This window comes from Amedibacillus sp. YH-ame6, from assembly GCF_053848845.1.
In genome coordinates, this window is the sequence record NZ_JBSPEZ010000029.1 from 1 (window position 1) to 13,842 (window position 13,842).

The window sequence follows — 13,842 nt, forward strand, 5'->3', positions numbered from 1 at the left end:
TAAAGAAAACCATACTTTTACTGGATGGTTATACAATGGAACTACATACACGGATGAAGAAAAAGTGAAAAACTTAATCGCTACTCATGGTGGAGAAGCTACATTAGTTGCACAATGGAAAGAAAACGATAAATTTAATGTAACATTCACGGATGGATTTGGAGCAGATTTGAAAGAAGAAACTGTATATGTAGGAAAAGATGCAACAGCACCTGCTAATCCTGAAAAAGAAGGATACACATTTACAGGTTGGGACAAAGATTTCACGAATGTAACTAAAGATTTAATAGTAAATGCAGTACTTGAAGCAAATGCATACACTGTTAAGTTTGATGGAAATGGTGAAGACAGTGGTACTATGGCAGATCAGGGATTTGTATATAATCAAGAACAAATACTTACTAAGAATGCGTTCGTAAAAGAAAATTATACATTCACAGGTTGGACATACAAAGGTACTACATACACTGATGAAGAAGAAGTAATGAACTTAACTGCTACAGACGGTGGAGAAATTACGCTAGTGGCACAATGGAGTGAAAACACGAAATATACAGTAACTTTCGTTAATGGTTTAGGAACGGTATTAGATACTCAAAGCGTATATGAGGGAAAAGATGCAATAGCGCCTACAGATCCTGAAAGAGCTGGATATACATTTATAGGTTGGGATTTAGAATTTACGAATGTAACTAATGATTTAACTATCACTGCTCTTTGGGAAGTAGAGGATACAGATACACCAGTAACACCAGATACTCCAAATCAACCAGGCGTACCAACTACACCAATTCCACCGATTGCACCAATCGTTAGGACAGATCCAGTAGTTACACCTCCAGCACCTGTACAACCAGTACAGCCAGTGCAACCAAACCCAGCACCTCAAGAACCAGAAATCGTTGTACCAGATAACGATACTCCGGAAGTAAAGGTTGATGACAATGATACGCCAAAAGCAAAAAGTAGCGCATCTTGGGCATTGATTAACTTGATTTGCAGTATTCTAACAGTCTTATTTGTAATCTTCATCGTTCTTGGAAAACGTAAAAAAGAAGAAGAGGATGAGAATGAAGATGAAACTATAGCTTATAAACGTAGAAAATGGACAATGATCGCAGGTGCAGTTGTTGCGTTAAGTTCCGTAATCGCATTTATACTTACAGAGAATATTTTCCTTCCTATGATTTTAGTAGATAAATGGACACTTCTCATGGCTGCTATCCTACTAGTTCAAGTAGTTGTATTAGTAATTGCAAAAAAATGGAAAAAGGAAGATAATGACGAAAAAGCTACAGCACAAGCATAATTCTTAATTGAATTAGTAGTATACAAAAGTAGGTATCAATACAAACATCTGGTATCTACTTTTTGTTTATCATAAGGATATCTTTGAAATTTGTATAATTTTGAATGAAAATATCCATTTCATGGATGAGATTTATGATTTTTGGGATATAAACTACGCAATAAGTCTTATATTTGTTATAATACATGTACATATGAGTAGGGTTACACTTCTGGTAAAGTGTAACTCACAAGAAGTAGGTGTATAATATGAGTCAGATAAAAGTCAGTATGTTTAAGGAATTTACCTTAACATTCAATCAACAAGAAATCGCATTTGATAAAATCATGACACGAAAAATGTGTGGTTTACTTCAATTACTAGTATACAACAACACGTGTATATCAAAAGAAGAACTCATTGATGAATTATGGCAAGATGCATCCAATCCATTAAATTCGCTTAAACAAACAATATTTCGCTTGCGTATGACACTTGGTGAAATTGAATGCTTTCAGGGGATGAATTTAATCACCACTATAAAAAATGGATATAAGTTTGCGGATGGTTTTGAGCTAGTGAGTGATTATAAGTGTGCAGATGAATACTATGCTCGTATGTTAGATCAAAATATTTCAAAGAAAGAAAGTGTTTCATACGCAGAGAAGATTTTGTCTTTATATAAAGAACGTTTCTTTGTATCGGATGCCGCAAATTGGAGTACACAGGTTCGTGCATATTATCATAACATATATGAAAAAGCATTTATTTTGATTTGTGAAGAGTACATAGATACAAATCGGGGACAAGAACTCTTACCAATCATAGAGAAAGCAATACAGATGGATGAATTCTATGATGATGCCTATATTTATCAAATGAAAGCATTCATGAATTTAAAAGAGTTTAATAAGGCAATGGAATTGTATCAGCACATAAGTGAATTGTATGAACGAGAATTAGGTCATTCTCCTTCCATACATTTAAAGTCGATGTATCGTGTGATTACTAGTAGAGATGAGAATGTCATCGATGTAGTAGGGTTAAAAAAGAGATTAAACTCTATATCTACCAAACCATCGGCTATGTATTGCGATTATGATACGTTTAAATATATCTATAAAGTGTCGTTGAATAATGCTAGACGAGACAACAAAGAGATATTTTTGTTACTATTCCAATTGGATTCAAAAGAGAGTGATAAACGACAAGAGCAGTTTATCGCAAAATTGAAAAAGATTATGACTGGATGTTTAAGAAGTGGAGATGTGTTCTCAAAGATCAATCGTACACAAGTGATTGCCTTGTTGCCATGTGAAACAGTAGATAATGGGTATATGGTAATTCAAAGAATTACTTCTAAGTTTTATAAGAACACAAATGAAAAAGAAGTACGTTTGCATTACTTTATTTCTCCTATTATGGATTTTAACGAAGAAGAATTCGTTGCATAATCTTGAAGCTTTCTAGCTTTATCGATGGAAAAGAGGAAAACTATGAAAACTACAAATATAAAAATTTTCTTAGATGAGATAACAAGAAATCCTGATGGATCATATTCTATTTATTGGGGATATGATAATCTTAAAAACAAAACCATTACAATTAATGAAGATGACACGTATCTTTATTTACAAAATGGAGTTGCGATTACTCAACCTACTTTTATTCCTTTGATTTTTCATCCGGGTATTCATCATCGCTTCTTTTGTACCATCATCAATCAAAAGACATCGATGATTTGGAAGTTTTTTGAACATACGTTAAAAATAGATACTTCCATAATTCCTATGTGTTAGTTAACTAAGTAGAATTATTTATACGTAATAAGGAAATCGAACATTGTTTTGATTTCTTTTTTGTATCTTTATAGAAAGGCTTTTGATAACGTTAAAAATCATATATAATGATGATATACATTAAAAATAAAGAGCTATTAAAATATGTCACAAGGCATACTGACAAACATGAATTTCATTTTGTTGTATTTCTTTCTGCACGAAATTATACTGAAAGTGTAAAGAGATGTTTACAGAAAGAAGGGATAAGTATTATGAAAGAAAAAGTACAAAGATTTGGGCGATTCCTAAGTGGAATGGTAATGCCAAATATTTCAGTCTTCATCGCTTGGGGTATCATTACGATGTTGTTTATTGAAAGTGGTTGGTTACCAAATGAGAAATTGGCTGGGATTGTTGGACCGATGCAAAGATTCTTACTTCCAACACTAATTGCGTATAGTGGTGGTAAAATGATTTATGATACAAGAGGTGGTATTGTAGGGGCTGCGGCGACTATGGGAGTCTTAGCTGGTACAGAAGATCCAATGTTTATTGGAGCAATGATTATGGGACCTCTTGGTGGATATCTTATTAAAAAATTAGATGGTGTTCTAGAAGGACATATTCCAGCAGGATTTGAAATGTTAATCAATAACTTCTCTGCTGGTATACTAACTGCACTTTTGGCAATCTTTGGTTGCTTTGCGATTGAACCAATTTGCTTAGGTATCAAAGATGTTATGGTAACATGTGTAGATTTCTTAGTAGAGAGAAGCTTGTTACCATTAACCAGTGTTCTTGTAGAACCTGCGAAAATATTATTCTTAAATAATGCAATCAACCACGGTGTATTTACACCACTTGGAATGGATCAAGTTGCGGAAGCTGGTAAGTCTATCTTCTTCCTAATTGAAGCCAACCCAGGACCTGGTTTAGGATTGTTGTTAGCGTATTGTGTATTTGGAAAAGGTGCCGCAAGAAGTTCTGCACCAGGAGCTGTATTTATCCATTTCTTAGGTGGTATACATGAAATCTATTTCCCATATGTGTTAATGAATCCACTTACGTTACTTGCAGTGATTGCTGGTGGTATGTCTGGGGTGTTTGTTAATACAGTTATGGGATCAGGACTTGTATCTGCTGCATCACCAGGAAGTATTATTGCCGTCTTAGGAATGTGTGCAAAAGATAGTTATGTAGGAGTTATCCTAAGTGTTGTAGTATCTTGTGTAGTATCCTTCTTAGTAGCGATGGTAATTTTAAAATTCACTCGCCAAAGTGAAGATGATAAAGCACTTGAAAATGCAAGCAATGCAGTACAAATGATGAAAAGTGATGCGAAGGGTGTATTAGAAACAGCTGTTTCTCTTTCAAAAGTTGTATTCGCATGTGATGCTGGTATGGGATCTAGTGCTATGGGGGCTACGACCTTAACAAAGAAATTGAAAAATGCAGGACTAGATATTCATGTACAACATTATGCATTGGATGATGTACCAAAAGATACAGAAGTCATCGTAACACACAAATCATTAGTGGACCGTGCTAAGACACATTGTCCAAACGCAATCATATTCCCGATTACAAACTTTATGGGTGGTAGTGAATATGATGAAATCGTTGCCCAATTAACAAAATCATAAAATAAAGGAGAAGTGCCATGATCTATTCCTCAAGACTGAAAAAAATACTCCATCATTGTTTAACACATAGGGAGGAGTATGTCCCATTGGAAGATATGGCACAACTCATGAAAATAAGTAAACGTACAATTTTTAGAGAGTTAAAAGATATAGATCAAGATTTAAAGAGTTATCATTTACGCCTTGAAAATGTGAGTGGAAAAGGACTTCATGTAGAAGGCAGTGAAGAGATGAAAGATGCATTACTATTAGAATTACAAATTCAAGGGATCGAATACATCAACAAAGAAGAACGTCAACATCTACTAATATTCGAATTATTAAGAAGTGATACTTTAACAAAATTATTACATTATGCAAATCTATTTCAAGTATCAGAGGCAACCATTTCTAATGATTTGGACAACGTTGAGAAATGGTTTGATGAACATCAACTAGTATTGAGTAGAAAACCTGGTTTAGGGGTAGAGGTTGTTGGTAAAGAAAGCGATGTACGAAAAGCAATGACATCGCTGCTACATGAAACCCTTCAGAAAAGTAAAGTCTATGATGAGGTGAATTATTTAGATTCCAAAGACTTACTACAAATATTTATGAAAGATGACCAACAAAGTATCATGCGCTTATTAAACCAGGAAATACTCGAACGAATTTTACAAGTATTTCAAACCTATCGACATGAATTAGCACTTGATCGTTATGCACAAGCTTCTTATATTGGGCTAATTATACATTTGGTGATTGCTATCGATCGTATTATCAAAAAAGAGGAAATCATGGATAATGAGGCAGTACTTGCCATGGTTCAAGAAGACGCAAGTTTTCTACAAGCACAGAAGATGGCACAGTATTTAGAATTAGAATTCGATATTGATATTCCAAAAACAGAGATTGCCTTCATTGCTCTTCATATCAAAGGATCTAAGATATCCAGTGTGGAATATAGCGATGTACAACAAGAAGAAGTAGAAAAAATTCATCAATTGATTTTGAACATGTTGAAAAGCTATGATGAAGAGATTCGTATTCAGCTTTTACAAGATGAAGAATTCTATCGAGGATTATTAACGCATTTAGAACCAACTATTATTCGATTGAAGAATCATCTTCCAATATATAATCCATTGTTGGATCAAATTAAGGAAATGTACAGCGCTTTATATGAACAGACAAGAAATGCATGTGAACATATCACAACACAATATCAATGTGAGGTGAGTGAAGATGAAGTAGCCTTCATTACAATGCATGTAGGGGCTTCTCTTGAGCGAACAAGACAAAGTGTACAACATACAAGGGATATTACAATTGGCGTTGTGTGCGCGAGTGGAATTGGTGTTTCCGCAATGTTATCTGCTCGTATCCAAAAAGCATTCCCAAAAGGAGTTCATATGCATGTACTCTCCATGGATGAAGTTGTAAAGAATCAATACCAAGACTGTGAATTATTAGTATCAACATTTCCATTAACAAATACAAGTGTAGATGTGTATTGTGTATCTCCTCTATTAAATGGTGAAGATGTACAACGTCTAAAGAAAGCATTTGAACAATTACAAAGTGAAATACAACCTATACTTGAGGGTAGTGATACAAGTTTCATAGAACAAGTTACTTATATAAAGAACTTAAGTGAAGGTATCTTACAATTGATGAAGCATACACAGTGTTCTTCTATCGATGAAACAATCTCTTATGAGGAAATGATTTTAAGGATTGCTAAGGATCATGGAGAACAGACACAACAGATACAACAAATACAAACGGACATCTTAGAGCGAGAAAAACTTGGAAAAGTAGTCATGGAAGATTTCGGATTTACACTATTCCACACGTTAAGTGATGGAGTAGAAAAAAGCGCCTTACATTTCTATTATCCAAATAAAGAAGTATTTACGAGTGATGACTTTTCAAAGATGAAGTTTATCATGGTGTTGTTGGCAAATAAGAAAAAAGATATACAACAACAAAAAATATTATCCGTTATTTCTAGAGGATTGATTGATCATGATAGTTTCTATGAAGCCGTGCTGGGTAGAAAACAAGAGGAAATCCTAATGGAAATCAGCTCTATTCTAAAAGAGTATCTGATGGAATGTTTGGAGGATACTTTATGAAACTGAAACGTCATGATACACAAACTCCATCCATGAGCATCTATTTTGTATGTGATGCGGGAATGGGTTCTAGCGCTATGTGCGCAGGTATTTTACAAAAGAAGTTAAAGAAAGTAGGGTGTGATTTACGCATTAGAAATTGTGCGATAGAAGAACTCCCGAAGGATGTGGATATGATTATATCCCACAGCAATTTCGCATCACAAATAAAAAAACGCTATCCGAATGTAATCTATATGGAATTGGATGGATTCATGGATGAGGCAAGTTATGAAAGGATCGTGAAGGAAATCATGTTGTTTACGAAAAAAGAAAAAAATAAAATTTTAGAAAAAGAAAATATCTTATTAAACTGCAAGGCTGAAAATAGTGATGAAGCCATTGTGGCGATGGGAAACGTATTGGTAAAAACAGGTTATGTGAGTGAAGGGTATATCCAAGGTATGTTAAATCGTGATCATGATTTAACTGTGTATATTGGCAATGATATTGCGATTCCGCATGGTGAATATGAAGTAAAAGACTGTGTGAAAAAGACTGGTATTGCAGTTATGATTTATCCAGAAGGAATCAAATGGGCAGAAGGAACTGTTCGTGTTGTGATTGGAATCGCTGCGAATAATGATGAACATATGGAAATCCTTTCTAACATAGCGGATAAACTTGGAGATATGGAAGAAGTGGAAAAAGTTGTAGCTGGGGATGTCAATACAATCTATGATATCTTAACAAGAGGTGATGGCGCATGATTATTACGGTAACGTTTAATCCAGCAATCGATAAAACAGCCGAAGTAGATACCTTACATGTGGGTGGATTGAATCGTTTATGTAATGTACGAATGGATGCGGGTGGAAAAGGTGTTAATGTTTCTAAGACCATTCAAGCATTGGGTGGTAAGACGTTATGTACAGGCTTTCTAGCAGGAAATAGTGGAGAATATATTCAAAGTATCTTACAGGATATGCAAATTGAAAGCGACTTTGTATGGGTGGAAGGTGCCACAAGAACGAATTTAAAAGTCTTAGATGATCAACGTGAATTAACAGAATTAAATGAAGCGGGACCTTATATACAAGGAGAACAAATACAAGCATTGATGGATAAGATTTTATCACTATGCGATGAAACTACGTTGGTTGTTTTATCAGGGAACGTTTCACCAGGTGTTGAAAAAAGCATCTATCGAGATATGATTTACAAGATTAAAGAAAAAAAAGCGAGTGTTATATTGGATGCGGATGGAGAATTGTTTAAGGAAGGCATTCAAGCACATCCGATGATTATAAAACCGAACAAATATGAATTAGCACTTCATTTTGGAATGGATAAAAACTTTACCAATCAAGATATTATTCAAAAAGCAAAGGGTTTATTAAATGAAGAAACCAAACTCGTTGTAGTATCTATGGGAGGAGAAGGAAGCATCTTCCTTAGTAAAGATGGGGTGTATCTAGCAAATGCATTAAGCATTCAAGCACATTCTTCAGTAGGTGCAGGGGATGCGATGGTTGCGGCGATTGCATATGCAAGTGAACAAGGATATGCACTAGAAGATTTGATTCGTCTTGCGGTTGCGACAAGTGCAGGTGCAGTTATGACAGAAGGAACCAATCCAGCAAGTAAAGAAGTTGTAGAAAATTTAATGAAACAAGTACAAATTACGAAAGTAGAGGACTAGGATATGAAAACAAAGGCAGTTCGATTATATGGAGTAGATGATATTCGTTTAGATGAATTTGAATTACCACAGATTAAAGATGATGAAATACTTGTAAAAGTTGTTTCTGATAGTATTTGTATGTCAACTTGGAAAACGGTAAAACAAGGTGCGAACCATAAACGTGTTCCAAACGATGTCTATGATAACCCAATCATTATTGGACATGAATTTGCAGGAGATATCGTTGAAGTAGGAAAAAAATGGCAACATCAATTCAAAGTAGGACAAAAGTTTGCGCAACAACCAGCCATACCAGGACAAATGGAATCTCCAGGATATAGTTATCAGTGGTGTGGTGGAGATACAACGTATTGTATATTTCCAAATGATATCATTGAGGCAGGATGTTTATGGACATTTGATGGAGAAGGATATTTCGCAAGTAGTGTGGCAGAACCAGTGAGTTGTGTAATTGGTGGATATCATACCAATTATCATACCGTACCTGGTGAATACCAACACATCATGGGGACAAAAACGGATGGTAATATCATCATTCTTGGTGGATGTGGACCAATGGGATTAGGGGCAATCAGTTATGGATTAACGTATGAAAATAAACCTAAACGTATCGTGGTTACAGAAGTAAATGATGCTCGTATTGAAAGAGCTCGCGAAGTGATTTCTGAAGAAGAAGCACGCGCACATGGAGTAGAATTGCTGTATGTGAATACGGCAAATATGAAAGATCCAGTGGAAGAATTAATGGCAATTACAGATGGAAAAGGATACGATGATGTATTTATATATATTCCAAATGTAGCGGTATGTGAAATGGGAAATAAATTGATGGCATACGATGGATGTATGAACCTATTTGCAGGTCCTACTGATCCAAAATTCTCTGCCATGATCAACTTATACGACTCACACTATTCAAGAAGTAAAGTGATTGGTTCTACAGGTGGAACAATCGATGATATGAAAGAAGCGATTGAAAAAGAAGCTAAGGGTATGATTCAATCAGCTGTTATGATTACCCATATTGGTGGTTTGGATTCTGTAGTAGAGACTACAAAGAACTTACCTGATGTACCTGGTGGTAAAAAACTTGTATATACACACATTGAAATGCCAATGACTGCGATTGATGATTTTGGAAAAATGGGAGAACGTGATCCATTCTTTAAAGAACTTGATGCAGTTTGTAAAAAGAACAAAGGTTTGTGGAGTGTAGAAGCTGAAAAAATGTTGTTAGAACATTTTACTAAATAGATAAAAACGATGACGGCTTAGTGCTGTCATCGTTCTTTTACTTTGTTCGATATGCTTGAATAATATCGTGAATTTTTTTTGCGTTAGCAGCGATTTCTTCGCTTGTTCCTTTGGTTAATAAACCACCAAAACCACAAAGATCTACACCATTTTCCAACCATGTAGTAAGGTTATCTAACGTGATTCCACCACTCGCAAGAATTGGCATATCTGGAATCGGTGTTTTGAATACTTTCACCAATTTTGGACCATAGAAATCAGAGATAGGGAATGCTTTTACGAAGGCTGCTCCACTACTTAATGCATCAATGCATTCACTCAAAGAAGTACATCCAGGTGCATAAGGAATTTGATATCGATTGCACATCTTTGCGACTCCTTCATCATAGTTTGGAGCGATGATAAATTGTGCACCATGTAATATGGCATGGCGTGCTGTTTCACTATCTAAAACAGTCCCAGCTCCTACACATAATTTGTCTTTGAAACGTTGTGTTAATCCTTGAATGATATCCCCTGCATTATTTAAAGTATAGCTCATTTCCATAACGGGAACTCCACCATCGATACATCCTTGTGCGATTTCACACGCGCGTTCTATTGTTTCCGCTCTTACGATTGCAAGGGCACCAGATGCTACCATCTGTTTTGTGATGTTCATTTTTTTCATATTCATAATGTAAATCCTCCTATGCTTTAATCATACGAGTGGAAGCGATACTTTTCAATTGACGTATGAACGAAAGTTTAGGGTGTTCTTTGGTCAAATACACAAATCTTTTTTGTTTGTACGATTTCCATAAAATGTATAAAAAGCCTTTAGTTATCGCATATATATAAATATATAGAAAGAAATAAGATAGATGGATTTTGTTCTTTGTGCACTTGAACAAAAACAAGTCTATCTTTTTAGTCTGTTTGAACATAGTCAGTTGAAAGCGATTACAGTATCATATTAGGTGTAAGGAGGTATTCAACATGGGAATAGAACTAACAAGAGTTGACTTTCGACTCATTCACGGACAGGTCATCACAAGATGGCTCACACAATGTCAAATCAATGAAATTGTCACAATTGACACAGCATTAAGTAACGATATGTTTATGCAAGAGGTATTTAAGATGGCCGCTCCAAAAGGAGTGAAAATTACAATCGTTGCAGTAGAACAAGCAGTCAAACTACAACAAGAAGGTGCGTTTGATAAAAATCGCGTTATGGTATTGTTCAAGGGAGTTAATGAACTAAACAATGCGGTAGAAGCTGGACTTAAACTAGATAAGGTTCAAATTGGTGGACTTGGTGGAGGACCAGGAAGAAAAGCTGTAAACAATGCGATTACACTAGATCGTGCAGATGCGGATGTATTGTTGGGATTAGAAGCTAAGGGAATTGAAATCTACTTCCAAACTACTCCGGATTATCCATCAGAAACATTACAAAAAGCAGTAGCTAAATTATAAGAGGAGGATTAGAAATGGTTATTCAATCAATATTAGTAGGACTCATTTACTGGATTTCAATGGGACGAGCAAGTTACTTCTTCTCATTTGCCTTCCGTAAACCAGTCGTACTTGGGGTATTCATTGGGTTAGTATTTGGGGATGTTCAAACAGGATTGTTATATGGTGCAACTATTCAGTTAATGTATATGGGCGGTATCGAAGCAGGTGGAAATATTCCAAGTGATCAAGGTCTTGCGACATGTATCGCAATTCCAGCCGCAATCATGAATAATTTAGATCCAGGTGCAGCGGTTGCCTTGGCAGTTCCATTTGGTGTATTAGGCGTATTGATCAACAACGTTCGTCGTACCATCAATTCATTCTACAATACAAAAGCAGATAACTACGTGGCTACACAACAGTACGATAAATTATCACTATTCTCATTTGTATTACCTTGGTTAACAAATGGTGTCTTATATTTCACACCAGTATTCATCGCTACATTATTTGGTTCAAGCGTTGTGCAAACCTTTATCAACGTAATTCCAACTTGGGCAATGAATGGTTTAACAAATGCTGGTAATATGCTTCCAGGATTAGGGTTTGCCTTAACATTAGTAGTTATGGGTAAAAAGAAATACTTGCCATTCTTTGTATTAGGATTCTTCCTATACTCAGTAATGGGATTCTCAATGTTAACAGGTGCTGTCATTGCATTATGTCTTGCGATGATCGTGTCCTTATTCAAACAGAATGATGAGGAGGAAATCGCATGAGTGAAGTCGTAAACAATACTGTAAATGATGCAGTGGAAGAAAAGAAAACAATTATTACGAAAAGTGATTTATTAAAATCATGGTGGAAATGGACTCTAGCAGTAGAGGTTCCAGTAAGTTTTGACCGTATGCAAGCATTGGCATTTGGTTATTCTATGAACAAAATCCTACGTAAGCTTTATAAAAATGATCCAGAAGAATTACAGAATGCAATGACTCGTCATCATTCTATGTTTAATACAAACTGTGACTGGGGAAGTGTAATTCATGGGATTACCATTTCTCTAGAAGAACAACGTGCATTAGGACATGAAGATATTTCTCCAGAAGTTATTCAGTCTTTAAAATTAGGTTTAATGGGACCATTAGCTGGTATTGGGGACAGTGTTGACCAAGGGATTGTCGCAACAATTCCACTTGCTATTTTTGTTCCTATGGCATTGGAAGGAAGTGTCATTGCGGCATTCATTCCTGGTTTAATCTATATGGCTTGGTCTTTTGGATGGTCTTGGTTCTTATTTAATAAAGGGTATTCTTTAGGAAAGAACTCTGTACTTGAAATTTTACACTCTGGTGCTATTAAGAAAGTCATTGATATCGCAAGTATTGTAGGTCTATTTATGATTGGATGTTTAAGTGCATCTTACATAAAAGTACAAACAATCGTTGAATTTACAAGTGGGAATACCGTTGTGAAATTACAAGAGATATTAAATGGTATCTTACCAAACATGCTTCCATTCGTAGTTGTAATGGGAATGTACTTATACATTACGAAGAGAGGACCTAAATACATTCGTTTGATGATTTACACAATGATCATTGCGATCGTATTAACTTTCTTCAAAGTTATATAAGAAACGAAAGACCCATTGTATATACTTTGGGTCTATTTTAAAAAGCGAAAGGAAATGAAACGATGAAAGTATTGATTACCCCTCGTGGGTTTGCCAACGTTGGACTTGATCAAGTAGAATTGATGAAGTCAAAAGGGTTGGATGTACATTACAATGCAACAGGAATTGCATATACACATGAAGAATTTAAAGAATTGGCCAAAGAAGTGGATGCGATTATTGTAGGTGTAGATAACATGGATAAGGACATGATGGAAGGATGTCCACATCTAAAAGCAGTATGTAAATTTGGCGTAGGTACAGATAACATTGATTTAGAGTATGCAAAAGAAAGAGGTATCTTTGTAGGACGTTGTGTTGGTTCTAATTCAAAATCTGTAGCAGAGCATGTGGTTGCGATGATGTTTGCGGAAGCTAAAAACTTATACACATCCATCAGGGATGTGAAAGATTACAATTGGAACAAGCCAACAGGAAGAGAAATCAATGGTAAGAAATTAGGGATTATTGGATTTGGAATGATTGGTAAGTATCTTAGTGATTTTGCGAATGGATTAGGAATGGAAGTCGTTGCTTATGATGCATTTGAAATACCAGCAGAAGAAGCAAAAAAACACAATGTAAAGGTATGTGATTTAGAAGAAATTATGACGACTTGTGATTATATTTCATTACATGTTCCATTGATTGATTCAACACGTAATATGTTATCCACGAATGAATTTAAGAAGATGAAAAAAGAAGCATGTATTCTAAATGCAGCACGCGGTGGAATTGTAGATGAAGATGCCTTATATGAAGCTCTTGTGAACAAAGAAATACGTAGTGCATGCTTTGATGTTTATAGCAGTGAACCACCTGCAGCAGATGATAAATTACTAGCGTTAGATAATTTCTTATTAACACCACATACTGCCGCAAGAAGTGCTGAATCAGAAATGCGTACATGTGAAATGTCAACGCAAATTATTTTGGAACAACTATTAGGTTAGAGGT

Annotated in this window: 13 protein-coding genes; 12 read left to right on the forward strand and 1 reads right to left on the reverse strand. The window is 35.3% G+C overall.

The genetic code is table 11. The annotated features are described in order from the left end of the window. From ACWG0P_RS14165 to ACWG0P_RS14200, 8 genes are all read left to right on the forward strand, one after another. Nucleotides 1-1,309: InlB B-repeat-containing protein (locus ACWG0P_RS14165; protein WP_455802290.1), on the forward strand; the 1,309-nt coding region annotated here is incomplete at its 5' end. 248 nt (nucleotides 1,310-1,557) lie between these two features. Then, nucleotides 1,558-2,742 carry an AfsR/SARP family transcriptional regulator gene (locus tag ACWG0P_RS14170; protein ID WP_455802291.1) on the forward strand — a complete coding sequence of 395 codons (1,185 nt, stop codon included), beginning with the start codon at nucleotides 1,558-1,560 and terminating at the stop codon, nucleotides 2,740-2,742. Between the two features lie 42 nt (nucleotides 2,743-2,784). After that, on the forward strand, nucleotides 2,785-3,087 hold the full coding sequence (locus ACWG0P_RS14175) for a hypothetical protein (RefSeq protein WP_455802292.1): 303 nt from the start codon (nucleotides 2,785-2,787) through the stop codon (nucleotides 3,085-3,087). A gap of 254 nt (nucleotides 3,088-3,341) precedes the next feature. Beyond that, entirely contained in the window at nucleotides 3,342-4,712 is a 1,371-nt protein-coding gene (locus ACWG0P_RS14180) for a PTS mannitol transporter subunit IICB (protein ID WP_455802293.1), read from the forward strand. A 17-nt stretch (nucleotides 4,713-4,729) separates the two neighbouring features. Continuing rightward, nucleotides 4,730-6,829, forward strand: coding sequence for a BglG family transcription antiterminator (locus ACWG0P_RS14185; RefSeq protein WP_455802294.1), 2,100 nt, complete (start codon nucleotides 4,730-4,732; stop codon nucleotides 6,827-6,829). Further along, the gene (locus tag ACWG0P_RS14190; protein ID WP_455802295.1) at nucleotides 6,826-7,578 is read left to right on the forward strand and encodes a PTS sugar transporter subunit IIA; all 753 of its coding nucleotides are present in this window, start codon (nucleotides 6,826-6,828) and stop codon (nucleotides 7,576-7,578) included. Before ACWG0P_RS14185 ends, ACWG0P_RS14190 begins: the two co-directional genes overlap by 4 nt. After that, complete coding sequence (gene pfkB / locus ACWG0P_RS14195; RefSeq protein ID WP_455802296.1) at nucleotides 7,575-8,510, forward strand: 1-phosphofructokinase; 936 nt, start codon at nucleotides 7,575-7,577, stop codon at nucleotides 8,508-8,510. Before ACWG0P_RS14190 ends, pfkB begins: the two co-directional genes overlap by 4 nt. Nucleotides 8,511-8,513: 3 nt before the next feature. After that, nucleotides 8,514-9,767 carry an alcohol dehydrogenase catalytic domain-containing protein gene (locus tag ACWG0P_RS14200; protein WP_455802297.1) on the forward strand — a complete coding sequence of 418 codons (1,254 nt, stop codon included), beginning with the start codon at nucleotides 8,514-8,516 and terminating at the stop codon, nucleotides 9,765-9,767. A gap of 37 nt (nucleotides 9,768-9,804) precedes the next feature. On the opposite strand, the gene ACWG0P_RS14205 is transcribed toward ACWG0P_RS14200, so the two are convergent. Then, nucleotides 9,805-10,443, reverse strand: coding sequence for a ketohydroxyglutarate aldolase (locus ACWG0P_RS14205; protein WP_455792910.1), 639 nt, complete (start codon nucleotides 10,441-10,443; stop codon nucleotides 9,805-9,807). 302 nt (nucleotides 10,444-10,745) lie between these two features. On the opposite strand from ACWG0P_RS14205, the gene ACWG0P_RS14210 reads away from it, so the two are divergent. The 4 genes from ACWG0P_RS14210 to ACWG0P_RS14225 all read left to right on the forward strand — a co-directional run bounded on the left by ACWG0P_RS14210 (nucleotide 10,746) and on the right by ACWG0P_RS14225 (nucleotide 13,838). Next, nucleotides 10,746-11,228: a PTS system mannose/fructose/N-acetylgalactosamine-transporter subunit IIB gene (locus tag ACWG0P_RS14210; protein WP_455802298.1), complete on the forward strand. Its 483-nt coding sequence runs from the start codon at nucleotides 10,746-10,748 to the stop codon at nucleotides 11,226-11,228. Between the two features lie 14 nt (nucleotides 11,229-11,242). Further along, nucleotides 11,243-11,989, forward strand: a complete 747-nt coding sequence (locus tag ACWG0P_RS14215) for a PTS mannose/fructose/sorbose/N-acetylgalactosamine transporter subunit IIC (RefSeq protein WP_455792912.1) — start codon at nucleotides 11,243-11,245, stop codon at nucleotides 11,987-11,989. Then, nucleotides 11,986-12,846, forward strand: coding sequence for a PTS system mannose/fructose/sorbose family transporter subunit IID (locus ACWG0P_RS14220; RefSeq protein ID WP_455792914.1), 861 nt, complete (start codon nucleotides 11,986-11,988; stop codon nucleotides 12,844-12,846). Before ACWG0P_RS14215 ends, ACWG0P_RS14220 begins: the two co-directional genes overlap by 4 nt. A 62-nt stretch (nucleotides 12,847-12,908) precedes the next feature. Then, nucleotides 12,909-13,838, forward strand: a complete 930-nt coding sequence (locus ACWG0P_RS14225) for a phosphoglycerate dehydrogenase (protein ID WP_455802299.1) — start codon at nucleotides 12,909-12,911, stop codon at nucleotides 13,836-13,838. Nucleotides 13,839-13,842: the final 4 nt, after the last annotated feature.

Excerpts from the sequence above, each read along its gene's own strand:
- ACWG0P_RS14185 (WP_455802294.1), top strand. The coding sequence starts at position 4,730 with ATGATCTATTCCTCAAGACTGAAAAAAATACTCCATCATTGTTTAACA.
- ACWG0P_RS14215 (WP_455792912.1), top strand. The coding sequence starts at position 11,243 with ATGGTTATTCAATCAATATTAGTAGGACTCATTTACTGGATTTCAATG.
- ACWG0P_RS14200 (WP_455802297.1), top strand. The coding sequence starts at position 8,514 with ATGAAAACAAAGGCAGTTCGATTATATGGAGTAGATGATATTCGTTTA.
- ACWG0P_RS14210 (WP_455802298.1), top strand. The coding sequence starts at position 10,746 with ATGGGAATAGAACTAACAAGAGTTGACTTTCGACTCATTCACGGACAG.
- ACWG0P_RS14205 (WP_455792910.1), bottom strand. The coding sequence starts at position 10,443 with ATGAATATGAAAAAAATGAACATCACAAAACAGATGGTAGCATCTGGT.
- pfkB (WP_455802296.1), top strand. The coding sequence starts at position 7,575 with ATGATTATTACGGTAACGTTTAATCCAGCAATCGATAAAACAGCCGAA.
- ACWG0P_RS14180 (WP_455802293.1), top strand. The coding sequence starts at position 3,342 with ATGAAAGAAAAAGTACAAAGATTTGGGCGATTCCTAAGTGGAATGGTA.
- ACWG0P_RS14220 (WP_455792914.1), top strand. The coding sequence starts at position 11,986 with ATGAGTGAAGTCGTAAACAATACTGTAAATGATGCAGTGGAAGAAAAG.
- ACWG0P_RS14170 (WP_455802291.1), top strand. The coding sequence starts at position 1,558 with ATGAGTCAGATAAAAGTCAGTATGTTTAAGGAATTTACCTTAACATTC.
- ACWG0P_RS14190 (WP_455802295.1), top strand. The coding sequence starts at position 6,826 with ATGAAACTGAAACGTCATGATACACAAACTCCATCCATGAGCATCTAT.
- ACWG0P_RS14175 (WP_455802292.1), top strand. The coding sequence starts at position 2,785 with ATGAAAACTACAAATATAAAAATTTTCTTAGATGAGATAACAAGAAAT.
- ACWG0P_RS14225 (WP_455802299.1), top strand. The coding sequence starts at position 12,909 with ATGAAAGTATTGATTACCCCTCGTGGGTTTGCCAACGTTGGACTTGAT.